The 24,128-nt window shown below is 56.3% G+C and carries 18 protein-coding genes, 1 pseudogene and 1 riboswitch; of the genes and pseudogenes, 15 read left to right on the top strand and 4 right to left on the bottom strand.

Annotation, left to right across the window (positions count from 1 at the left end; genetic code table 11):
* Positions 1-390 precede the first annotated feature (390 nt).
* The 5 genes from leuL to leuD all read left to right on the top strand — a co-directional run bounded on the left by leuL (position 391) and on the right by leuD (position 5,255).
* Entirely contained in the window at positions 391-477 is an 87-nt protein-coding gene (gene leuL / locus ACQ3G7_RS09675; RefSeq protein ID WP_134319006.1) for a leu operon leader peptide, read from the top strand.
* Between the two features lie 93 nt (positions 478-570).
* A complete protein-coding gene (gene leuA, locus ACQ3G7_RS09670; protein WP_430889665.1) occupies positions 571-2,142 on the top strand; it encodes a 2-isopropylmalate synthase in 1,572 nt (523 codons plus the stop codon).
* Positions 2,142-3,233, top strand: coding sequence for a 3-isopropylmalate dehydrogenase (gene leuB, locus ACQ3G7_RS09665; RefSeq protein ID WP_263098068.1), 1,092 nt, complete (start codon positions 2,142-2,144; stop codon positions 3,231-3,233). Before leuA ends, leuB begins: the two co-directional genes overlap by 1 nt.
* Positions 3,234-3,235: 2 nt before the next feature.
* Positions 3,236-4,639, top strand: a complete 1,404-nt coding sequence (leuC, locus tag ACQ3G7_RS09660) for a 3-isopropylmalate dehydratase large subunit (protein WP_430889664.1) — start codon at positions 3,236-3,238, stop codon at positions 4,637-4,639.
* A gap of 10 nt (positions 4,640-4,649) precedes the next feature.
* Positions 4,650-5,255, top strand: a complete 606-nt coding sequence (gene leuD / locus ACQ3G7_RS09655; RefSeq protein ID WP_061497729.1) for a 3-isopropylmalate dehydratase small subunit — start codon at positions 4,650-4,652, stop codon at positions 5,253-5,255.
* A 63-nt stretch (positions 5,256-5,318) separates the two neighbouring features.
* On the opposite strand, the pseudogene ACQ3G7_RS09650 reads toward leuD, so the two are convergent.
* Positions 5,319-6,442, bottom strand: a pseudogene (locus tag ACQ3G7_RS09650) (MFS transporter).
* Positions 6,443-6,564: 122 nt separating this feature from the next.
* A complete protein-coding gene (sgrT, locus tag ACQ3G7_RS09645) occupies positions 6,565-6,717 on the bottom strand; it encodes a glucose uptake inhibitor SgrT (protein ID WP_263098071.1) in 153 nt (50 codons plus the stop codon).
* Positions 6,718-6,805: 88 nt separating this feature from the next.
* On the opposite strand from sgrT, the gene sgrR reads away from it, so the two are divergent.
* From sgrR to thiQ, 4 genes are all read left to right on the top strand, one after another.
* The gene (gene sgrR, locus ACQ3G7_RS09640; protein ID WP_430889663.1) at positions 6,806-8,461 is read left to right on the top strand and encodes an HTH-type transcriptional regulator SgrR; all 1,656 of its coding nucleotides are present in this window, start codon (positions 6,806-6,808) and stop codon (positions 8,459-8,461) included.
* Between the two features lie 36 nt (positions 8,462-8,497).
* A riboswitch (TPP riboswitch) is annotated at positions 8,498-8,597 on the top strand.
* A gap of 30 nt (positions 8,598-8,627) precedes the next feature.
* Complete coding sequence (thiB, locus tag ACQ3G7_RS09635; protein ID WP_430889662.1) at positions 8,628-9,611, top strand: thiamine ABC transporter substrate binding subunit; 984 nt, start codon at positions 8,628-8,630, stop codon at positions 9,609-9,611.
* Positions 9,587-11,197: a thiamine/thiamine pyrophosphate ABC transporter permease ThiP gene (thiP, locus tag ACQ3G7_RS09630; protein WP_430889661.1), complete on the top strand. Its 1,611-nt coding sequence runs from the start codon at positions 9,587-9,589 to the stop codon at positions 11,195-11,197. Before thiB ends, thiP begins: the two co-directional genes overlap by 25 nt.
* Positions 11,181-11,882, top strand: coding sequence for a thiamine ABC transporter ATP-binding protein ThiQ (thiQ, locus tag ACQ3G7_RS09625; protein ID WP_430889660.1), 702 nt, complete (start codon positions 11,181-11,183; stop codon positions 11,880-11,882). The genes thiP and thiQ overlap by 17 nt, the downstream gene beginning before the upstream one ends.
* Here the strand turns inward: thiQ and ACQ3G7_RS09620 are convergent.
* Positions 11,876-12,646: a DedA family protein gene (locus ACQ3G7_RS09620; RefSeq protein WP_430889659.1), complete on the bottom strand. Its 771-nt coding sequence runs from the start codon at positions 12,644-12,646 to the stop codon at positions 11,876-11,878. The two genes, thiQ and ACQ3G7_RS09620, sit on opposite strands and share 7 nt — an antisense overlap.
* A 128-nt stretch (positions 12,647-12,774) precedes the next feature.
* Positions 12,775-13,620: an arabinose operon transcriptional regulator AraC gene (araC, locus tag ACQ3G7_RS09615; protein ID WP_430889658.1), complete on the bottom strand. Its 846-nt coding sequence runs from the start codon at positions 13,618-13,620 to the stop codon at positions 12,775-12,777.
* 335 nt (positions 13,621-13,955) lie between these two features.
* On the opposite strand from araC, the gene araB reads away from it, so the two are divergent.
* From araB to rluA, 6 genes are all read left to right on the top strand, one after another.
* On the top strand, positions 13,956-15,647 hold the full coding sequence (araB, locus tag ACQ3G7_RS09610; RefSeq protein WP_430889657.1) for a ribulokinase: 1,692 nt from the start codon (positions 13,956-13,958) through the stop codon (positions 15,645-15,647).
* Positions 15,648-15,657: 10 nt separating this feature from the next.
* On the top strand, positions 15,658-17,160 hold the full coding sequence (gene araA, locus ACQ3G7_RS09605) for an L-arabinose isomerase (RefSeq protein ID WP_263098079.1): 1,503 nt from the start codon (positions 15,658-15,660) through the stop codon (positions 17,158-17,160).
* A 100-nt stretch (positions 17,161-17,260) separates the two neighbouring features.
* Positions 17,261-17,956, top strand: coding sequence for an L-ribulose-5-phosphate 4-epimerase (araD, locus tag ACQ3G7_RS09600; protein ID WP_430889656.1), 696 nt, complete (start codon positions 17,261-17,263; stop codon positions 17,954-17,956).
* A gap of 73 nt (positions 17,957-18,029) precedes the next feature.
* Positions 18,030-20,387, top strand: coding sequence for a DNA polymerase II (gene polB / locus ACQ3G7_RS09595; protein WP_430889655.1), 2,358 nt, complete (start codon positions 18,030-18,032; stop codon positions 20,385-20,387).
* A 139-nt stretch (positions 20,388-20,526) separates the two neighbouring features.
* Entirely contained in the window at positions 20,527-23,433 is a 2,907-nt protein-coding gene (gene rapA / locus ACQ3G7_RS09590; protein ID WP_430889654.1) for an RNA polymerase-associated protein RapA, read from the top strand.
* Between the two features lie 11 nt (positions 23,434-23,444).
* Positions 23,445-24,104 carry a bifunctional tRNA pseudouridine(32) synthase/23S rRNA pseudouridine(746) synthase RluA gene (gene rluA / locus ACQ3G7_RS09585; RefSeq protein WP_430889653.1) on the top strand — a complete coding sequence of 220 codons (660 nt, stop codon included), beginning with the start codon at positions 23,445-23,447 and terminating at the stop codon, positions 24,102-24,104.
* The last annotated feature ends 24 nt before the right edge of the window (positions 24,105-24,128 follow it).

Here is a 24,128-nt window from a genome sequence, read left to right as displayed (position 1 = left end):
TACCGAAAAAAAAGTTAATACGTCTGAATTATTGATATCCCGTAACCCCCTCCAAAAAACGCAATAAGTCTATATTTTACACACAATAAATAATAGTAATTTTATTGATGGTTATTTAAGTTAAACCAATATTATGTCGCACGCCACCCTTTCATCTCGGGAAGTCCTATGTCTGCGACTCCGTGGATTATGTCAATCCGATAATGACAATAAAACCGGCGTTAACATACAACCAGTAATTTTGTTTTTCTTTTTACACACAGAATAATTGACTAACCGACAACAAAATAATTCGAACCTGCTGCGGGCCATTTTCAGGGACAAGGGTTGACATTGCCCGGCGTATCCAGTACCACTAAAAGCATATCGCATTCATCTGGAGCATGATTCATGATTCGCAACGTCGGTTTCGCTGGTCTACTACTACTAAACGCATCTCTCGTGCGCGGTAGACCGGTGGGCGACATTCAGAGTTGAATCGTCTTCCAGTTTAAGACTAAGAACCCGCGCCTTGGCGCGGGTTTTTTTATGCTCGTAGCGAGGCGACCTAAGAGAAAAAGGACCTAAACCATGAGCCAGCAAGTCGTTATTTTCGATACCACATTACGCGATGGTGAACAGGCGTTACAGGCAAGCCTGAGCGTGAAAGAGAAGCTGCAAATTGCCCTGGCGCTGGAACGTATGGGTGTCGATGTGATGGAAGTCGGTTTCCCGGTTTCGTCCCCGGGTGATTTTGAATCAGTACAGACCATTGCGCGCCAGGTGAAAAATAGCCGGGTTTGTGCCCTCGCCCGCTGCGTGGAAAAAGATATCGACGTCGCAGCAGAATCGTTAAAAGTGGCAGAAGCATTTCGTATTCACACGTTTATCGCCACTTCGCCCATGCATATCGCCACCAAGTTGCGCAGCACGCTGGATGAAGTGATCGAACGTGCCATCTACATGATAAAACGCGCACGCAATTATACCGACGATGTTGAGTTCTCCTGTGAAGACGCGGGCCGCACGCCGATTGCCGATCTGGCGCGCGTTGTGGAAGCAGCGATCAACGCAGGGGCAAAAACTATCAATATTCCGGACACCGTCGGTTACACCATGCCTTTTGAATTCGCCAACATCATTTCCGGCCTGTATGAGCACGTGCCGAACATTGATAAAGCGATTATCTCCGTTCACACCCATGATGACTTAGGTTTAGCCGTAGGCAACGCCATCGCTGCAGTGCATGCGGGCGCACGCCAGGTTGAAGGCGCAATGAACGGTATCGGCGAACGTGCCGGTAACTGTTCACTGGAAGAAGTGATCATGGCGATTAAAGTGCGCAAAGACATTATGAATGTGCACACCCGCATTAATCACAATGAAATCTGGCGCACCAGCCAGACGGTCAGTCAAATCTGCAACATGCCGATCCCGGCGAACAAAGCGATTGTCGGCACCGGCGCTTTCGCCCACTCCTCCGGTATTCATCAGGATGGCGTGCTGAAAAACCGTGAAAACTACGAAATCATGACCCCGGAATCCATCGGTCTGAACCAGGTACAGCTGAACCTGACCTCCCGTTCAGGTCGCGCGGCGGTTAAACACCGCATGGAGGAGATGGGCTACAAAGAAGCCGATTACAACCTGGATAACCTGTACGACGCCTTCCTGAAACTGGCGGATAAAAAGGGCCAGGTCTTTGATTACGATCTGGAAGCCCTGGCGTTCATTAACAAACAGCAGGAAGAGCCAGAACATTTCCGTCTGGACTATTTCAACGTGCAGTCTGGTTCCAACGATATCGCCACCGCCTCGGTGAAACTGGCCTGTGGAGACGAAATCAAAACGGAAGCCGCCAACGGCAACGGTCCGGTCGATGCTATCTATCAGGCCATTAACCGTGTCACCGAATACGACATTGAACTGGTGAAATACGGCTTGAGCGCCAAAGGCCACGGCAAAGACGCGCTGGGCCAGGTGGATATCGTGGTGAACTATAACGGCCGTCGTTTCCATGGCGTCGGTCTGGCGACCGACATTGTCGAATCCTCCGCCAAGGCCATGGTGCACGTGCTGAACAGCATCTGGCGCGCTGCCGAAGTTGAACAAGAATTGCAACGCAAAGCTCAGAACAAAGAGAACAACAAGGAAACCGTGTGATGTCGAAGAATTACCATATTGCTGTGTTGCCGGGCGATGGCATTGGCCCGGAAGTCATGGCACAAGCCCTGAAAGTACTGGAAGCCGTGCGTAGTCGTTTTGGCATGCACATTACCACCAGCCATTATGACGTTGGCGGCATCGCGATTGACCGCCACGGGAACCCGCTGCCACAGGCAACGGTTGAAGGCTGCGAGCAGGCTGATGCCATTCTGTTTGGCTCTGTTGGCGGTCCGAAATGGGAAAACTTACCCCCGGCACAGCAACCGGAGCGCGGCGCGCTGCTGCCGTTGCGTAAGCACTTTAAATTGTTCAGCAACCTGCGTCCGGCCAGGCTGTACCAGGGTCTGGAAGCATTTTGCCCGCTGCGCGAAGACATCGCCGCAAATGGCTTCGATATTCTGTGTGTGCGTGAATTAACCGGTGGTATCTACTTCGGTCAGCCAAAAGGGCGCGAAGGGACAGGTCAGCACGAGAAAGCGTTTGATACCGAGGTGTATCACCGTTTTGAGATCGAGCGCATCGCACGTATCGCCTTTGAATCGGCACGTAAGCGCCGTAAAAAAGTGCACTCTATTGACAAAGCCAACGTCCTGCAGACGTCGTTGTTATGGCGTGAAATCGTCAATGAAATCGCGCCGGAATACCCGGATGTTGAACTGGCTCATATGTATATCGACAACGCCACCATGCAGTTGATTAAAGATCCGTCCCAGTTCGATGTGCTGCTGTGTTCAAACCTGTTTGGCGACATTCTGTCTGATGAATGCGCCATGATCACGGGATCCATGGGTATGCTGCCTTCGGCCAGTCTGAACGAGCAAGGGTTTGGTCTGTATGAACCGGCTGGCGGCTCAGCGCCGGATATCGCCGGTAAAAATATCGCTAACCCGATTGCACAGATCCTGTCGCTGGCGTTGTTACTGCGCTACAGCCTGGACGCTGACGATGCTGCTTCCGCCATCGAAAGCGCCATCAACCGTGCTTTAGAAGAAGGCGTACGCACCGGCGATTTAGCCCGCGGCGCTGCCGCCGTTAGTACCGATGAGATGGGCGACATCATCGCCCGCTATGTCGCTGAAGGGGTATGATCATGGCCAAGAGCTTGTATGAAAAACTGTTTGACGCCCACGTGGTCTATGAAGCGCCAAATGAAACCCCGCTGTTGTATATCGACAGGCATCTGGTGCATGAAGTGACGTCACCGCAGGCTTTTGATGGCCTGCGCGCGCATCACCGCCCGGTTCGTCAGCCGGGTAAAACCTTTGCCACCATGGATCACAACGTCTCCACGCAGACCAAAGACATCAACGCCTCCGGCGAGATGGCGCGCATCCAGATGCAGGAGCTGATCAAAAACTGTAACGAGTTCGGCGTTGAACTGTATGACCTGAACCATCCTTATCAGGGCATCGTCCACGTGATGGGGCCGGAACAGGGCATTACCCTGCCGGGCATGACCATTGTGTGTGGCGACTCTCATACCGCAACGCACGGCGCGTTTGGCGCGCTGGCCTTCGGCATCGGGACATCTGAAGTTGAACACGTACTGGCAACGCAAACCCTGAAACAGGGCCGCGCGAAGACCATGAAAATCGAAGTGAAAGGCAAAGCCGCGCCGGGTATCACCGCCAAAGATATCGTGCTGGCGATTATCGGTAAAACCGGCAGCGCAGGCGGTACCGGGCATGTGGTGGAGTTCTGCGGCGAGGCGATCCGCGCCCTGAGCATGGAAGGCCGGATGACGCTGTGCAACATGGCCATTGAGATGGGCGCAAAAGCAGGTCTGGTCGCACCGGATGAAACCACGTTCAACTATGTGAAGGGGCGTTTGCACGCGCCGAAGGGCAAAGATTTTGACGACGCCGTCGCGTACTGGAAAACCCTGAAGACCGACGAAGGTGCGGTCTTCGACACCGTGGTAACGCTGCAGGCGGAAGAGATTGCGCCGCAAGTGACCTGGGGCACCAACCCGGGTCAGGTTATCTCCGTGACCGACAAAATTCCCGATCCGGCCTCCTTTGCCGATCCGGTAGAGCGCGCCTCCGCAGAAAAAGCGCTAGCCTATATGGGCCTCAAACCCGGCGTTCCGCTGACCGACGTGGCGATCGATAAAGTCTTTATCGGCTCCTGCACCAACTCTCGCATTGAAGATTTGCGGGCGGCGGCAGAAATCGCCAAAGGGCGCAAAGTCGCACCGGGCGTTCAGGCTCTGGTGGTTCCTGGCTCCGGCCCGGTGAAAGCGCAGGCGGAAGCAGAAGGCCTGGATAAGATCTTTATCGAAGCCGGTTTTGAATGGCGTTTGCCGGGCTGTTCTATGTGCCTGGCGATGAACAATGACCGTCTGAACCCTGGCGAGCGTTGCGCATCCACCAGTAACCGTAACTTTGAAGGCCGCCAGGGCCGCGGCGGACGCACGCACCTGGTCAGCCCGGCGATGGCTGCTGCCGCGGCTGTCACCGGCCATTTCGCTGATATTCGCAGCCTGCAGCAATAAGGAGACCACCATGGCAGAGAAATTTACCCAACATACCGGCCTGGTTGTTCCGCTGGATGCCGCTAACGTCGACACTGATGCCATTATCCCGAAGCAGTTTTTGCAGAAGGTCACGCGCACGGGGTTTGGCGCGCATCTGTTCAACGACTGGCGTTTTCTCGATGATCAGGGCCAGCAGCCGAACCCGGAGTTCGTGCTGAATTTTCCGCAATACAAAGGTGCATCGATTTTACTGGCGCGCGAAAACTTTGGTTGCGGCTCCTCACGTGAACACGCACCGTGGGCGCTGACCGACTACGGTTTTAAGGTCGTTATCGCCCCGAGCTTTGCCGACATCTTCTATGGCAATAGCTTCAACAACCAGTTGCTGCCGGTTACGCTGAGCGATGAAGAGGTGGATACATTGTTCAAACTGGTGCAAAGCAACCCGGGCATTACGTTTGAGGTTGACCTGGAAGCGCAGGTGGTTAAAGCAGGCGATAAGTCTTACAGCTTCACGCTTGACGCCTTCCGTCGCCACTGCATGCTGAACGGTCTGGACAGCATCGGCCTGACGTTGCAGCACGAAGACGCCATCGCCGCATACGAAAACAAACAGCCTGCCTTTATGGGCTAAATGAAACGCCATCCGGTGTATGGCCGGATGGCGGTTTGCTGGATACACAGGCCTGCCAGCTACTCACACATCTTTCACCTGACTGGTCAGCAGCAGCGCCATCACTGAAATCGCGGCAATCCCTGCATACACCGAGCCATGACCAAAACTTTGCGCCAGCACGCCCTGGATAACGCCCGCCAGGATGACACCGGTAGAGATGCTGTTGGTGAACAACGTCGTTGCCGAGCCTGCGCGCCCCGGCATCAGATCCTGAAACCACAACATACCAATCCCGGCAACAATGCCAATGAACACCGCGTTAAACAGCTGCAATACCAGCAATGCCGTCTGGCTATGAAAGAACATTAACCCCACATAGAACAGTACGCCCGCCGCGACCGCAGTCACCATCATGCGCCGCTTGCCCACGCGTTTGACCACATAACCGGCCAGGATCATCGCCGGGATCTCCAGCCCTGCTGCCGTCCCCATCAGGATCCCGGCCAGCTTGTCCGGCAGACCAAGCTCAAGGCTTATCCACAGTGGCATATCAATGATGTACATGGTGTTGCAGGTCCACATCAGCGTGGAGGCGATAAACAACATCCGTACGTTCTTATCACGCCAGCCCCCCACCTGCGTTACCGCCACATCAGCTGGCTGCGCAATACGCGCGACCGAGGGCAACCAGAAAGCAATTAACACCAGGCTAATCACAAACAGCCCGGCGGCAATGGTGAACATGGCGGTAAAGCCGTAATTCAACGCCAGCATAAACGCCAGCGGCGGGCCAATGACCCAGGCCAGTGAAAGTTGCGCACGCATGACCGAGCTGAACATCACCACTTCCCGCGCGGAGCTGTCTGCGTACTCACGGGCCAGCGCAAAAAGCTGCGGCATGGCGGTATTAGCCAGTGAGGCCAGCAATACGCCGCAGGTAATTAATGTCAGATAATGGCGGTTAAACGCGAAGAGCAATGCATTGCCCACGGCCATCAGGCAGCAAAAGAGGATCAATTTCCGGCGATCGCATTGACGGTATAAAAGAGTCCAACCCAGAATGGCTCCGCACCCACTTCACGGCTTAGAAACAGACTGAGCGTCGGCGCCTGCACAGCCCCGGCAACTCCCATCATAAATGCGACGATCATAAAAGCGACGTACACACCGTTCAGGCGGCGCCCCATCGTCATCAACCAGAGCATGATCAATTCCTTGTCAAAGGCGAAAAAAGCGTTGAAATAATAAATGAAAAAAGCCAGCAAAAAAGATTTTGCTGGCGCAGGCGATTAGCACCTAATACTCAGTCACACATGATGGCCGCGAATCAGCCTTTCCGGATCGGCGTTGTCACGTCCCACTGCATCAATTCTTCCAGCATTTTCAGGCGCGACCTTGCGCTCTGACAGGCGAGCCAGCATGCATCCTGCGTGGCGAGAAAATAGTCCAGATAAAACCGCCGTGTGGATGATCCTTTCATAATCACCTCCTCGCTTTCATCACGGAGAATTATTGGCTTAATATAGGGATTAATAAATTGCTGAGTTTCTGCCAGGAGTTCCCCTTTTATGTCGTCCGGTCGCCTGCAACAACAGTTCATCCGTCTGTGGCAATGCTGCGATGGAAAATCCCAGGAAACCACGCTCAATGAGCTGGCGGAGTTGCTCAGTTGCTCGCGGCGTCACATGCGTACGCTGCTGAATACCATGCAGGATCGCGGGTGGCTAACGTGGGATGCCGAAGCCGGACGCGGCAAACGATCGCGCCTGACCTTCCTCTATACCGGCCTTGCGCTGCAACAGCAGCGCGCCGAAGATCTGCTGGAGCAGGATCGTATCGATCAGCTTGTGCAACTGGTGGGGGATAAAACCGCGGTTCGCCAGATGTTGGTCTCTCATCTCGGTCGCAGCTTCCGCAGCGGTCGGCATATCCTGCGCGTGCTCTATTACCGGCCACTGCGTAACCTGCTGCCCGGTACAGCCTTGCGGCGTTCCGAAACCCACATGGCGCGGCAAATCTTCAGTGCGCTGACGCGTATAAATGAGGAAAACGGGGAACTGGAAGCGGATATTGCCCACCACTGGAAGTCGATATCGCCTCTGCACTGGCGCTTTTATTTACGTCCCGGCATCCATTTTCACCACGGCCGTGAATTAGACATGAGCGATGTGATTGCCTCACTCCAGCGCGCAACCTCGCTGCCGCTGTACTCCCATATTCGCGAAGTGCTCTCACCCACGCCGTGGACGCTGGATATTCATCTCACGCAACCGGATAACTGGCTGCCCTGGTTAATGGGCTATGTTCCGTCGATGATCCTGCCGCGTGAGTGGAACACACTGGGTAATTTCGCCAGTCAACCGATTGGCACCGGTCCTTACGCCGTCACACGGAATACCAGCAACCAGCTAAAGATCCATGCTTTTGACGATTACTTCGGCTTTCGCGCCCTGATCGATGAGGTCAATGTCTGGGTATTACCGGACCTGGCCGACGAACCGACCAGCGGCCTGACGCTGGAGGGACCGACCGACGGCGAAAAAGCCGTGGAGAGCCGCCTCGAAGAAGGCTGCTACTACCTGCTGTTCGACGCCCGCTCCAGCCGTGGCGCCAACCCTGAAGTCAGAGAATGGGTCAGCCAGATTCTCTCGCCGACCAATCTGCTGTGGCATGCCAACGAACAATACCAACGTTACTGGTTCCCGGCGTATGGCCTGCTGCCACGCTGGCACCATGCGCGCCCCGGCAGTGGAGAGAAGCCCGCCGGACTGGAAACCCTGACCCTGACGTTTTATCGCGAGCATAATGAGCACGAAGCGCTCTCCCGCACCATGAGCACTTTACTGGCGCAGCAAGGCGTGAAACTGATCGTACAGGAAGTGGATTACGAGGAGTGGCACCGCGGCGACGCCGCCAGCGATATCTGGCTCAACAGCGCCAACTTTACCCTGCCGCTGGATTTCTCGGTGTTTGCTAACCTGTATGAGGTCCCGCTGGTACAACACTGTATTCAGCGTGACTGGCAGGCAGATGCCGCACAGTGGCGCAAAGGGGAAATGAATCTTGCCATCTGGTCGCAGCAACTGCTGGCCAGCAAAGCCATTGTGCCGCTGATTCATCACTGGTTAATGATCCAGGGCCAGCGTTCCATGCGCGGCCTGCGTATGAACACGTTAGGCTGGTTCGATTTTAAATCCGCCTGGTTTGCGCCGCCGGATCCATAAGGCTTTCGCATTTTTTACCAAATCATTACAATAGCGGCGTTCTCAACGGGGTGCTGCGCCATGGCGTGTGCTGAGAAAATACCCGTCGAACCTGATCCGGATAACGCCGGCGAAGGGATTTGAGGCTATTGCTCAAAATCCTTTGCCACCCATGTTGAGGTGCAAAGTGTTAAAAAAATCATTGCCATTCCTGCTGCTGATCGCAGCGCCTGTTTTTGCCAAACCCGTACTGACCGTGTACACCTACGACTCATTCGCCGCCGAGTGGGGGCCAGGTCCTGCGGTCAAAAAAGCCTTTGAAGCCGACTGTAACTGCGAACTGAAATTCGTGACGCTGGAAGATGGCGTTTCGCTGCTTAACCGCCTGCGCATGGAAGGTAAAAACAGCAAAGCCGACGTGGTGCTGGGGCTGGATAACAACCTGCTGGAAGCCGCAACGCAGACAAATCTGTTCGCCAAAAGCGGCGTCGCCACTGATGCGATCAGCGTACCTGGCGGCTGGAAAAACGAAACATTTGTCCCGTTTGACTACGGCTGGTTCGCCTTTGTTTACGATAAAAACAAGCTGAAAAACCCGCCGAAAAGCCTGAAAGAGCTGGTCGAAAGCGATCAAAAATGGCGCGTGATTTACGAAGATCCCCGCACCAGTACGCCGGGTCTGGGTCTGCTGCTGTGGATGCAAAAAGTCTATGGCGACAAAGCCCCGGAAGCCTGGCAGAAACTGGCGGCGAAAACGGTCACCGTCACCAAAGGCTGGAGCGAAGCCTACGGTCTGTTTTTGAAAGGGGAAAGCGACCTGGTGCTGAGCTACACCACCTCGCCGGCTTACCATCTGATCGAAGAGAAAAAAGATAACTATGCCGCGGCGAATTTCAGCGAAGGCCACTATTTACAGGTAGAAGTCGCCGCACGCACCGCCGCCAGCAAACAGCCTGAACTGGCCGGGAAATTCCTCAAATTTATGGTTTCGCCCTCTTTCCAGAACACCATTCCCACTGGCAACTGGATGTATCCGGTGAGCAATGTCACGTTGCCTGCCGGTTTTGAAACGCTGGTGAAACCACAAACCTCTCTCGAATATAGCCCGCAGGATGTCGCCGCACAGCGCGCGGGTTGGATTAATGCATGGCAACGCGCCGTCAGCCGCTAATAGCAGGCTGGCTGCTCCCCGGCATCACCGCCGCCACCCTCATGGTGGCGGTGGCGCTGGCGGCATTTTTCGCACTCTGGCAAAACGCACCGGCGACCGGACTCACCGCGTTCCTGCAGGACAGCTACTTGTGGCATGTGGTGCGTTTTTCCTTCTGGCAGGCCTTCCTCTCCGCCCTGTTTTCGGTCGTCCCGGCGATTTTCCTTGCCCGTGCGCTCTACCGACGGCGCTTTCCTGGCCGACTCGCACTGCTGCGCCTGTGCGCGATGACGCTGATCCTGCCGGTGCTGGTCGCCGTGTTCGGTATCCTCAGCGTGTATGGTCGTCAGGGCTGGCTTGCCACGCTCTGCCACGCGCTTGGGCTGGAATGGACCTTCTCGCCGTATGGTTTGCAGGGCATTTTGTTAGCCCACATTTTCTTTAACCTGCCGATGGCCTCGCGTTTGTTGTTGCAGTCGCTGGAGCAAATCCCCGGTGAGCAGCGGCAGTTGGCAGCACAACTGGGCATGCGCGGCTGGTCCTTCTTCCGCTTTGTGGAGTGGCCATGGCTGCGCCGCCAGATACCGGCGGTTGCCGCGCTGATTTTTATGCTCTGTTTCGCCAGTTTTGCCACGGTGTTGTCGCTGGGCGGCGGGCCGCAGGCGACCACCATTGAGCTGGCTATCTATCAGGCATTAAGTTTCGACTTTGATCCCACCCGCGCCGCGATGCTGGCGCTGATCCAGATGCTCTGTTGCCTGGGCCTGGTGTTGCTCAGCCAACGTTTAAGCAAAGCGATTGCCGTCGGTAGCCATCAGATCCAGGGCTGGCGTAACCCGGAAGATCGGCTGTTTAGCCGGATCGCCGATAGCACACTGATCGTCCTGGCGCTGTTACTGCTGCTCCCTCCGTTACTGGCGGTGATCGTCGATGGCGTCAACCTGAGCTTACTCAGGGTGCTGTCTGAACCGGTACTGTGGCAGGCGGTGTGGACTTCTCTGCGCATTGCGCTGGCTGCGGGGATTTTGTGTGTTGTGCTGACCATGATGCTACTGTGGAGCAGCCGCGAGCTCCGCGCGCGTGAGCGGCAGATCGCCGGGCAAGCCATGGAGTTGAGCGGAATGCTGATTCTGGCGATGCCGGGGATCGTGCTGGCGACCGGCTTCTTTTTGCTGTTCAACAGCAGCATTGGCGTGCCCACCTCCGCCGATGGCATCGTGATCTTCACCAACGCGCTGATGGCGATCCCTTACGCGCTAAAAGTGCTGGAAAACCCAATGCGTGATTTGACGGCGCGTTACAGCGTGCTGTGCCAGTCGCTGGGCATGCAGGGTTTTCAGCGCCTGCGGGTGGTGGAACTGCCCGCGCTGAAACGCCCGCTGGCGCAGGCGCTGGCCTTTGCCTGCGTGCTCTCCATTGGCGATTTTGGCGTTGTGGCGCTGTTTGGCAATGACGACTTTCGCACCTTACCGTTTTATCTGTATCAGCAAATCGGCGCTTACCGCAGCCAGGATGGTGCCATCACCGCACTGCTTTTGCTGCTGCTCTGTTTTGCATTATTCACCGTGATTGAAAAACTTCCGGGCCGCCATGCTAAGACTGATTGATGTCACCTGGCTTTACCAGCATCTGCCGATGCGCTTCACGCTCTCCGTCGAACGGGGAGAGCATATTGCCGTTCTCGGCCCCAGCGGGGCAGGGAAAAGTACGCTACTGAATCTGATTGCCGGGTTTCTGACCCCGGCCAGCGGCACGTTGATGATAGAGGGCGTCACGCACACGACAACACCACCGTCACAGCGCCCGGTATCCATGCTATTTCAGGAAAACAACCTGTTTACCCACCTGACCGTGCGCCAGAACATCGGTCTGGGGCTTAACCCCGGGCTGAAACTGAATCACAATCAGCAGGAAAAACTGGTCACAATTGCCGCCACAATGGGGCTTGAGACGCTGCAGGATCGGCTGCCGGATCAGCTCTCTGGCGGCCAGCGTCAGCGCGTGGCGCTTGCCCGTTGCCTGGTGCGCGAACAACCGCTACTGCTGTTGGACGAACCCTTCTCCGCCCTCGATCCGGCGCTACGTCAGGAGATGCTGGCCCTGGTGCAGGAAGTGTGCCGTCGTCAGCAATTAACGCTGCTGATGGTCTCGCACAGCGTTGAGGACGCTGCGCGCATTGCTGAGCGTTCGCTGGTTATCGCCGATGGGCGTATCGCCTGGGATGGGAAGACCACCGACCTGCTGAGCGGCAAACCGGCGGTGTCTGCGTTGCTGGGCATTCGCGGTCAGTAACCGCGGATCACTTTGCCCAAAATGTTGAGGTAAACCGGCATCAGCGGGTGTTCCATCAGCGTGAAAACGGCGATCGCCGCTGCGCCCATCATTCCCGGCCCCAGCCAGAGTAAACGCTGGCGCGGCAGATAAGTGGTTAAACGATCGATCCCGGCTTTCCCCGAGCGCCACAAACGCCAGCACAGCCAGAACGCCAGCCACAGCAGCAGCGCCGCCAGCAACAGCAACCATTTGAAATTGCCGCTTTGCATATCCGCAGGAATATCGATTGCCGCCCCCGCCAGAATGCCGGGCAGGAAGTAAAAAGGAGGCCACAGCAGGCAACCGATAATGTTCGGCGGCAGGAATTTACTGACCGGCAGATCCAGCATCCCCGCCACCATCGGCACCAGCGGGCGCGTCGGCCCGACAAAACGCCCCACCAGAATGGTGAACAGGCTGTGCTGATGCAGTGCATGTTCGGTTTTATCCAGCAGCGCTTTGTTCTTTTTCATAAACGACCAGCGGTGCAACGGAGCTTTGAAACGCCAGCCCAGCCAGTACGAGATCCAGTCGCCCAGCAGACAACCGACAATGCCCGCTAACCATGCCTGCCAGAAATTGACTTCACCGCTGCCAATCAGCGCGCCCAGCGCCGCCATCATTACCGTGCCGGGCAGGATCAGCCCGACCAGCGCCAGCGACTCGAAAAACGCCACCAGCGCAATCGCCGCCAGGGAGTAAGTGGCGGATTGGGTAATAAAATGTTCCAGCAGTGCTTCCATAACCTGTCCTGTTCAGCAATGAAGGCCGGATTCTCCGGAGGGGAGCCGCGATCGTCAAGCCTTCAATTATCTGAAAATTTTACAGGCTATATCCTTTTTCAGAACCAACCATTGCCAATCTTTACGAATTATTCACATCCTGCACGGAATTCACTCGGGCTGGCTCCGGTGCATTTTTTAAACACCCGGGAAAAGTAGAGCTGATCGTCAAACCCGACATTGCGCCCGACGCTGGCAATCGGCATGCGCGTAGTGCTGAGCAGCAATTTGGCCTGACTGATGCGCTGATCCTCGCGCCAGCTCAGCACACTCACCCCGAGCTGCTGGCGAAACAGATGCGAAAGCCGCGAAGGCGACAGGCAGACATGCTGCGCAACGCCAGCGATATCAAAATGGTTATCCGCCAGATGATCGCTAATGTACTGGCAGGCATCGCGCACGCGGTTATCCAGCGGCGGATGCAACGATTCGTTGATCGCTTCCATCCTGCGCAACAGCAGTTGTTCCAGCAGGTTGATCGCAAGATGTTCGGCATAGCGTCCGGCACTTTGCCCGGCATCGATAATTTGCGCGAAAAGCTCGCGAAAACGCGCCATATTTGCATCATCAGGGCGGTAAAAACCGGTTTGTGCAAAAAGCGTCGGCCAGCTTAACCACTCATGCCAGTAGGCGCGCGGACGGAAGTAAACCCACTGGTGATACCATTCGGAGGCATCCGGATGGCGACCATAATGGTGAATTTCCCCCGGAGGAAAGAGCAGAATATCCCCCGGGCGGCAGATAAACTGTTTACCGTGATTTTTTACAATCCCTTCACCGCGCACGGTGAGGTTCAGGATAAAGCCTTTCATCCCCAGCGGACGATCGATAAAAAAATCGAGATAACCGTCCGCCTCTATGGGCGTCAAACCCGCCACCAAATGCGCATTAAACGAGTAGCCAGGCAGCAGTGGATCATTTTGTGATTCAGCCATAAACGCAATACTCCCGTGCTCGGCAAAGAAACCAATTGTCCATATTGATAATCCCTTCACTTCTCCGCCATCTGCGGACAAATGGCGCAAACCCGGTGATGACTTAATCCCGCCAGACAAAAGCGATTACGCCTTTTTGACGCCCTCACGCAGGGTTAAAAGGGATAACGAAAGTGTCTATAAAGGTGGCAGAAATGTCCACATCGAATTTTTGCACGGCGTCACACTTTGCGATGCCATAGCAATTTAGTCCATAAGATTAGCGGATCCTGCCTGACGGTTTTTGCCGCCGCTCACTATGTTTTTCCTAACGGTTATTCTTATGGAGCAACACAATGGCAATCACAATTGGCCTCGATTTCGGCAGCGATTCAGTACGTGCGCTGGCGGTAGACTGCACATCCGGGGCGGAGCTCGCCACCAGTGTGGAATGGTATCCGCGCTGGCAGGAAGGGCGCTATTGCGACGCACCGCATAACCAGTTCCGCCACCACCCGCGGGATTACATTGAGTCGATGGAAGCCGCACTCAAAACAGTGCTGGCGGAATTAAGCGATGCTCAGCGAGCGGAGATCAAGGGCATTGGTGTGGACAGTACCGGTTCAACACCGGCGCCGATTGATGCTGAAGGTCGTGTGCTGGCGCTGCGACCCGAATTCGCCGACAACCCGAACGCCATGTTTGTGTTGTGGAAAGATCACACCGCCGTTGAAGAAGCAGAAGCGATCACCCGCTTGTGCCATACGCCGGGTAGCACGGACTACTCCCGTTATATTGGCGGTATTTACTCCAGTGAATGGTTCTGGGCAAAAATCCTGCATGTTACCCGCGCCGACGGCGCCGTCGCCCAGGCGGCAGCATCGTGGATTGAGCTCTGCGACTGGGTTCCCGCCTTGCTCTCCGGCACCACGCGTCCGGAAGCCATTCGTCGCGGCCGCTGCAGCGCCGGGCATAAATCCTTGTGGCATGAAAGCTGGGGCGGTCTGCCTCCGGCATCGTTCTTCGACGCGCTGGATCCGATAATCAATAAACATCTGGACTGGCCGCTGTTTCGCGAAACCTATACCGCAGACTTACCGGTCGGCACGCTGACCGCCGAATGGGCGCAACGCCTCGGGCTTTCCGAATCCGTGGTGATCTCCGGCGGGGCCTTTGACTGTCATATGGGTGCCGTGGGTGCAGGGGCGCAACCGAACACGCTGGTAAAAGTAATTGGCACCTCGACCTGCGACATTCTGATCGCCGACAAACAGAGCGTGGGCGATCGCGCAGTGAAAGGCATTTGCGGTCAGGTCGACGGTAGCGTGGTTCCGCAGTTTATTGGTCTGGAAGCCGGGCAATCCGCGTTTGGCGATATCTACGCCTGGTTTGGTCGCATCCTCGGCTGGCCGCTGGAACAACTGGCGCAGCAGCATCCGGAACTGAAAACGCACATCAAAGCCAGCCAGAAACAGCTTCTGCCCGCATTGACTGACGCATGGGTGAAAAATCCGTCTCTTGAACATCTGCCGGTGGTGCTCGACTGGTTTAACGGTCGGCGCACGCCTAATGCCAACCAACGCCTGAAAGGCGTTATCACTGACCTCAATCTGGCTACCGATGCGCCCGCGCTGTTTGGCGGCCTGATTGCCGCAACCGCCTTTGGCGCACGCGCCATTATGGAGTGCTTTACCGAACAGGGGATCGCCGTTGACAACGTGATGGCGTTGGGCGGCATTGCACGCAAAAACATCGGCGTAATGCAGGCCTGCTGCGACGTGCTCAACCGTCCGCTTCAGGTTGTCGCCTCCGAGCAATGCTGCGCCCTGGGCGCGGCGATCTTTGCTGCCGTGGCGGCGGAAGTCCATGCGGATATCCCGGCGGCGCAGCAGAAGATGGCCAGCGCCATCGAAAAAACCCTGCAGCCTTCGCCGCAGGCGCAACAGTTTGAACGGCTCTATCGTCGCTATCAGCAGTGGGCGAAGAGCGCCGAACAGCACTATCTCCCTTCAGCCGCGACAGTCTCGCAGGCCGCTTTAACTCATTAAGGACAAGATCATGACTATTTTCGACAATTATGAAGTGTGGTTCGTCATTGGCAGCCAGCACCTGTACGGGCCGGAAGCCCTGAAACAGGTGACGAAGCATGCCGAACAGGTGGTCAACGCCCTCAATGCCGAAGCGAAATTACCCTGCAAGCTGGTGCTGAAACCGCTGGGAACCTCGCCTGATGAGATCACCGCCATTTGCCGCGACGCCAACTACGACGACAAATGCGCCGGGATGGTGGTGTGGCTGCACACCTTCTCTCCGGCCAAAATGTGGATCAACGGCCTGACCATCCTTAACAAACCGTTGCTGCAATTCCACACCCAGTTCAACGCTTCCCTGCCGTGGGACAGCATTGATATGGACTTTATGAACCTTAACCAGACAGCGCACGGCGGCCGCGAGTTCGGCTTTATTGGTGCACGTATGCGTCTGCAACACAGCGTTGTGACCGGCCACTGGCAGGACAAACACGCCCATACGCGTATCGGTGCGTGGATGCGTCAGGCGGTTTCCAAACAGGACACCCGTCATCTGAAAGTGGTGCGTTTCGGCGATAACATGCGCGAAGTGGCGGTGACCGACGGCGATAAAGTCGCGGCGCAAATCAAGTTCGGCTTCTCGGTCAATACCTGGGGCGTGGGCGATTTGGTGCAGGTGGTCAACGCCGTCAGCGATGGCGATGTTAACGCGCTGGTGGATGAGTACGAAGGCAGCTACCGCCTGACCCCGGCGGCGCAGGTGCATGGCGATAAACGTCAGAATGTCTTTGATGCCGCCCGTATTGAACTGGGTATGAAACGCTTCCTTGAAGAGGGTGGCTTCCACGCCTTTACCACCACCTTTGAAGATTTGCATGGTCTGAAACAGTTGCCGGGCCTGGCGGTACAGCGTCTGATGCAACAAGGTTACGGTTTTGCCGGTGAGGGCGACTGGAAGACCGCTGCGCTGCTGCGCATCATGAAAGTGATGTCCGGCGGACTGGCGGGCGGCACCTCTTTTATGGAGGATTACACCTATCACTTCGAAAACGGCAACGACATGGTGCTGGGCTCCCACATGCTGGAAGTCTGCCCAAGCATCGCCACGCATGAAAAACCGATCCTCGATGTGCAACACCTTGGCATTGGCGGCAAAGCCGATCCGGCACGTTTGATCTTCTCTACCCAAACCGGCCCGGCGATTAACGCCAGCCTGATCGATCTGGGGGATCGTTTCCGCCTGTTGGTGAATTGCGTGGATGCGGTAAAAACCCCGCATGATCTGCCGAAACTGCCGGTCGCTAACGCATTGTGGAAAGCGCAGCCGGATCTGCCCACCGCATCGGAAGCCTGGATCCTTGCCGGTGGCGCGCACCATACCGTCTTTAGTCAGGCCCTGACCCTCGACGATATGCGCCAGTTCAGCGAGCTGCACGATGTTGAGCTGACCGTCATCGATAACGACACCCGCCTGCCGGCATTTAAAGATGCCCTGCGCTGGAACGAAGTGTATTACGGTTCAAAACGTTAAACCTTCGCGCTTACGCCCGGTGACGCTTCATTCACCGGGCCACAAACCCCGCAGGCCGGATACGCGCAGCGCTGTCCGGCAACGTTTTCAGGAGAGGAGTATGCTCGAAGATCTCAAACGTCAGGTGCTGGAAGCCAACCTGGCGCTGCCAAAACATAACCTGGTCACCCTGACCTGGGGCAACGTCAGCGCCGTCGATCGCGACAAAGGCGTGCTGGTGATTAAACCCTCTGGCGTTGATTACAGCGTGATGACCGCCAACGATATGGTGGTGGTCGATATCACCACCGGGGAAGTGGTCGAGGGGCAGAAAAAGCCGTCATCGGACACGCCCACCCACCGCTTGCTGTACCAGGCTTTTCCGACGATTGGCGGCATTGTGCACACCCATTCGCGGCATGCCACCATCTGGTCGCAGGCGGGTCAGCCGATCCCGGCGACCGGCACCACGCATGCTGACTACTTCTATGGTGAAATCCCCTGCACGCGCAAGATGACCGATGAAGAGATTAACGGCGAGTACGAGTGGGAAACCGGTAATGTGATCGTCGAAACCTTTGAAAGAAAAGGTATCGATCCGGCGCAAATGCCCGGTGTGCTGGTGCATTCTCATGGGCCGTTTGCGTGGGGTAAAAATGCCGACGATGCGGTGCATAACGCCATCGTGCTGGAAGAAGTGGCCTATATGGGCATTTTCTGCCGCCAGCTCGAACCGCGCCTGCCGCCGATGCAGCAGACCTTGCTGGATAAGCACTATCTGCGTAAACATGGCGCCAAAGCCTATTACGGGCAATAACTGTATAAAACCACAGCTTATCACACCGAACCAGGCTATAATCTTGCCTGGTTTTGTTTTATGAGAGAACGCTGTGGCGCAAGCGCGAGAAGGCTTTTTATTAACCCGACACTGGCGGGATACCCCCGGCGGCACCGAGGTGGAGTTCTGGCTGGCGACCAACAGTGGCCCGCTGCGCGTAGTCTTGCCGCCGCAGGAATCGGTCGCGTTTATTCCCGCCGCCCATGTGGAAAAAACCAAACTCCTGCTGCGCAGTGAAAGCCACTGGCGTTTAACGCCCCTGAGCCTGACGGATTTCCACCGTCAACCCGTTTACGGCCTCTACTGCCGCGGTCATCGCCAGCTCATGCGTATCGAAAAAGCGCTGCGCGAAGGCGGTGTCACCGTGTATGAAGCCGATGTGCGCCCGCCTGAACGCTTTCTGATGGAACGCTTTATCACCGCGCCGGTGTGGGCCGATGGCGAGAGTCAGGGAACGGCGCTGGTCAATGCACGCCTAAAACCCAACCCGCACTACCGCCCGCCGCTGAAATGGGTCTCGCTGGATATCGAAACCAGCCGCCACGGCGAGCTTTATTGTATCGGCCTTGAAGGCTGCGGACAGCGCACGGTCTATATGCTCGGGCCAGAGAACGGCAACCCGCAGGAGGTGGATTTCGATCTGGAGTATGTCGCCAGTCGCCCCCAATTGCTGGAAAAACTTAACACCTGGTTTGCTCAACACGATCCGGATGTGATCATCGGCTGGAACCTGGTGCAGTTCGATCTGCGGGTCCTGCAAAATAGCGCTGAACGTTATCGCGTTCCGTTGACGCTTGGCCGTCAGGGCAGCGAACTGGAGTGGCGAGAGCACGGCTTTAAAAATGGCGTCTTCTTTGCTCAAGCCACCGGTCGGTTGATTATCGACGGCATTGAAGCGCTGAAGTCCGCCTTCTGGAATTTCTCGTCTTTCTCCCTGGAAGCCGTGTCGCGGGAGCTGCTCGGTGAAGGGAAAGCCATTGATAATCCATGGGATCGGATGGACGAAATCGATCGTCGCTTTGCCGAAGACAAACCGGCGCTCGCCACTTATAACCTGAAAGATTGCGAGCTGGTCACACGCATTTTCCATAAAACCGAGATCATGCCATTCCTGCTGGAACGTGCGACAGTCAATGGCTTACCGGTTGACCGGCATGGCGGTTCAGTCGCCGCGTTTAGCCACCTCTATTTTCCCCGTATGCACCGCGCGGGCTTTGTGGCGCCGAATCTTGGCGAGGTGCCGCCACAAGCCAGTCCCGGCGGCTATGTGATGGATTCACGGCCCGGACTGTATGACTCGGTGCTGGTGCTTGACTTTAAGAGCCTGTACCCCTCGATTATCCGCACTTTTCTGATTGATCCTGTCGGCCTGGTCGAAGGAATGGCGCAGCCGGATAACGCACACAGCACAGAGGGCTTTCTTGGCGCCTGGTTCTCGCGAAAGAAACACTGCCTGCCGGAGATCGTCGGGCAAATCTGGCACGGGCGGGACGACGCCAAGCGCCAGGGCAACAAGCCGCTCTCACAAGCGCTGAAGATCATTATGAATGCCTTTTACGGCGTGCTCGGCACCAGCGCCTGCCGCTTCTTCGATCCTCGCCTGGCCTCGTCGATCACCATGCGCGGCCATGAGATCATGCGCCAGACCAAAGCGCTGATCGAAGAGCAGGGTTATGACGTGATTTATGGCGACACGGACTCGACCTTTGTCTGGCTCAAAAAACCGCACAGCGAGGAAGAGGCTGCGCGTATTGGCAACGCGCTGGTCGAACAGGTAAACGCGTGGTGGTCTGCGCATCTGCGGGCGCAGGGACTGGAGAGTGCGTTGGAGCTGGAGTTTGAAACCCACTTTTGCCGTTTTTTAATGCCAACGATTCGCGGCACGGAGCTGGGCAGTAAAAAGCGTTACGCCGGGTTGATTCAGGAAGGCGGCAACCAGCGCATGGTGTTTAAAGGGCTGGAAACCGTTCGCACTGACTGGACGCCGCTGGCGCAACAGTTCCAGCAAAGCCTTTACCTGCGCATTTTTCGTAATGAGCCCTATCAGGATTATGTGCGCGAAACCATCGCCAGCCTGATGGCGGGCGAACTGGATGAGCAACTGGTCTATCGCAAACGCCTGCGTAGAGCGCTGAAGGATTATGAACGCAATGTACCGCCGCACGTTCGCGCCGCCAGGCTGGCGGATGAAGAAAACCGTAAACGCGGCCGCCCTGCGCAGTATCAGAACCGCGGCACCATCCACTATGTCTGGACCACCAGCGGCCCTGAGCCAGTGGACTACCAGCATTCGCCACTGGATTACGATCACTATCTGAGTAAACAACTTCAGCCGGTTGCGGAAGGAATTCTCCCTTTCATTGACGATGATTTTGCTACACTACTGACAGGGCAACTGGGATTATTTTAAAGCCACACAATTCAGTCTATACGAACGTGGTGTCATCCAGTACCATAGCGCCCTTCCTGTTCCTGGCCCCAAATTTATGCCCGCCTGCCCTAAGGCGGTGACGAACTATTGCCTGAAATTTGAGATATAGAGTTCATTTATGCCCTTTACACTTGGTCAACGCTGGATTAGCGACACGGAAAGCGAACTCGGACTTGGTACGGTCGTCGCAATGGATGCGCGCACGGTTACTCTGCTGTTCCCTGCCACGGGTGAGAACCGTTTGTATGCGCGCAGCGACTCACCGGTTACCCGCGTAATGTTTAACCCCGGCGATACGGTAACCAGTCACGAAGGCTGGCAGCTCACGGTTGAAGACGTAAAAGAAGAAAACGGTCTGCTCGCCTACACCGGTACCCGCCTGGATACGCAAGAGAACAACATCACCCTGCGCGAAGTGCTGCTCGACAGTAAACTGGTGTTTAGCAAACCGCAGGATCGCCTGTTTGCCGGGCAAGTCGATCGCATGGATCGTTTTGCTTTACGTTTTCGCGCCCGTAAATACCAAAGTGAACAGTACCGCATGCCGTGGAGCGGCCTGCGTGGTCAGCGTACCAACCTGATCCCACATCAGTTACATATCGCCCACGACGTTGGCCGCCGTCATGCGCCGCGCGTGCTGCTGGCGGATGAAGTGGGTCTTGGGAAAACCATCGAAGCCGGGATGATCCTGCATCAACAGTTGCTCTCCGGTGCGGCTGAGCGCGTGTTGATCGTGGTGCCGGAAACCCTGCAACATCAGTGGCTGGTGGAAATGCTGCGCCGCTTTAACCTGCGTTTCTCACTGTTTGACGATGAGCGTTACGCCGAAGCGCAGCACGATGCGGACAACCCGTTTGAAACTGAACAGTTGGTGATCTGCTCGCTGGATTTCGTACGCCGCAACAAACAGCGCCTGGAGCATCTGTGCGATGCCGAGTGGGACCTGTTAGTGGTCGACGAAGCCCACCATCTGGTGTGGAGTGAAAACGAGCCGGGCCGTGAATATCTGGCGATTGAGCAACTGGCTGAACGCGTACCGGGCATCCTGCTGCTGACCGCCACGCCGGAACAACTGGGGATGGAAAGCCACTTCGCGCGTCTGCGCCTGCTAGATCCAAACCGTTTTCATGACTTTGCCCAGTTTGTTGAAGAGCAAAAAAATTACCGCCCGGTCGCCGATGCCGTCGCGCTGCTGCTGGCAGGTAATCACCTGAATAATGATGAACTCAATACGCTCGGCGATCTGATTGGCGAACAGGATATCGAACCGTTACTGCAAACCGCCAATAGCGATCGTGATGGCGCAGCCGCCGCTCGTCAGGAATTGATCACCATGTTGATGGATCGCCATGGCACCAGCCGTGTGCTGTTCCGTAACACCCGTAATGGCGTAAAAGGTTTCCCGAAACGCGAACTGCACACGGTGAAACTGCCGTTGCCAACGCAGTACCAGACTGCCATTAAGGTCTCCGGCATTATGGGGGCGCGTAAAAGTCAGGAAGAGCGCGCTCGCGATATGCTCTACCCGGAGCAGATTTATCAGGAATTTGAAGGCGATAGCGGTACCTGGTGGAACTTCGATCCGCGTGTCGAGTGGTTGATGGGTTATTTAACCAGTCACCGCTCGCAGAAAGTGCTGGTGATCTGCGCCAAAGCGGCCACCGCCCTGCAACTGGAGCAGGTTCTGCGCGAGCGCGAAGGCATCCGTGCGGCGGTGTTCCATGAAGGGATGTCCATTATCGAACGCGACCGCGCAGCGGCCTGGTTTGGTGAAGAAGACAGCGGCGCACAGGTGCTGCTCTGTTCCGAAATCGGCTCGGAAGGCCGTAACTTCCAGTTTGCCAGCCATCTCGTGATGTTCGATCTGCCATTTAACCCGGATCTGCTGGAGCAGCGTATCGGTCGTCTGGATCGTATTGGTCAGGCGCATGACATTCAGATCCACGTTCCTTATCTGGAAAAAACCGCACAGTCCGTGCTGGTGCGCTGGTATCACGAAGGGTTGGATGCGTTCGAGCACACCTGCCCGACTGGCCGCGCCATCTATGATAGCGTGCACAGTCAGCTCATTAATTACCTTGCTGCGCCGGAGAATACCGACGGCTTTGAAGAGCTGATCAAATCCTGCCGCGAGCAGCACGATACGTTGAAAGCCCAGTTGGAACAGGGCCGCGACCGCCTGCTGGAGATCCACTCTAACGGCGGCGAAAAAGCACAAGCGCTGGCGGAGAGCATCGCCGAGCAGGACGATGACACCGCGCTGATAAGCTTTGCGATGAACCTGTTCGATATCATCGGCATCAACCAGGACGATCGCGGTGAAAACATGATCGTCCTGACGCCGTCGGACCATATGCTGGTGCCGGATTTCCCGGGTCTGCCGGAAGATGGCTGCACCATCACGTTTGAGCGTGATGTCGCCCTCTCGCGCGAAGATGCGCAGTTTATTACCTGGGAGCACCCGCTTATCCGCAACGGTCTGGATCTGATCCTCTCCGGCGATACCGGTAGCAGCACCCTGTCGCTGTTGAAAAACAAAGCCCTGCCGGTCGGTACGCTGCTGCTGGAACTGATTTATGTTGTGGAAGCGCAAGCGCCGAAGCAGTTGCAGCTTAACCGCTTCCTGCCGCCAACGCCTATCCGCCTGCTGGTGGACAAAAACGGTACTAACCTGGCGGCGCAGGTGGAATTCGAAAGCTTTAACCGTCAACTCAGCGCGGTTAACCGCCATACGGCCAGCAAACTGATCAATGCTGTACAGCAGGACGTGCATACCATCCTGCAAAAAGGTGAAGCGCAGGTGGAAGTCGCCGCGCGTGAGCTGATCGACGCGGCCCGCAGCGAAGCCGACGAGAAATTGTCTGCGGAGCTTTCACGCCTGGAAGCGCTGAAAGCGGTCAACCCGAACATTCGCGATGACGAACTGGCTGCCATTGAAAGCAACCGCCAGCAGGTTATGGAAAGCCTGTCGCAAGCGGGATGGCGCCTGGATGCGCTGCGATTAATCGTTGTGACGCATCAGTAACGGAGCCGACCATGATGATGGAGCCCTACAATCCGCCGCAAGAGCCCTGGCTGGTCATTCTCTATCAGGATGAGCATATTATGGTCGTCAACAAGCCCAGCGGCTTGTTGTCGGTCCCGGGGCGTCTGGACGAGCATAAAGACAGCGTGATGACGCGTATTCAGCGCGACTTCCCGCAGGCTGAATCCGTGCATCGCCTGGATATGGCGACCAGCGGTGTGATTGTGGTGGCGCTCACCAAAGCCGCAGAACGCGAGTTAAAACGTCAGTTCCGCGAACGCGAGCCGAAAAAACAGTATCTGGCGCGTGTCTGGGGCCATCCGGAAAACGCTGAAGGTCTGGTGGATCTGCCGCTGATTTGCGACTGGCCAAATCGCCCGAAACAGAAAGTGTGTTATGAAACCGGCAAAGCGGCGCAGACTGAATATGAAGTACTGAGTGCGGATGAGGATGGAACGGCACGCGTGCGTCTGAAGCCGATTACCGGTCGTTCACATCAGTTGCGTGTGCATATGCTGGCGCTGGGGCACCCTATCCTTGGCGATCGTTTTTACGCTCCACCGGAAGCGCTGGCGATGGCGCCGCGTTTGCTGCTGCATGCAGAAACACTGACCATCACCCACCCGGCGTTCGGCAACAGCATGACCTTTAAAGCCCCGGTCGATTTCTGAACCTTCCCCCCGGCCTGACGGTCG

This window comes from Kosakonia sp. N21, assembly GCF_050587465.1.
Lineage (GTDB): Bacteria > Pseudomonadota > Gammaproteobacteria > Enterobacterales > Enterobacteriaceae.
The sequence above is the reverse complement of the archived record's forward strand: the minus strand, read 5'-3'. Positions and strand labels throughout refer to the sequence as shown.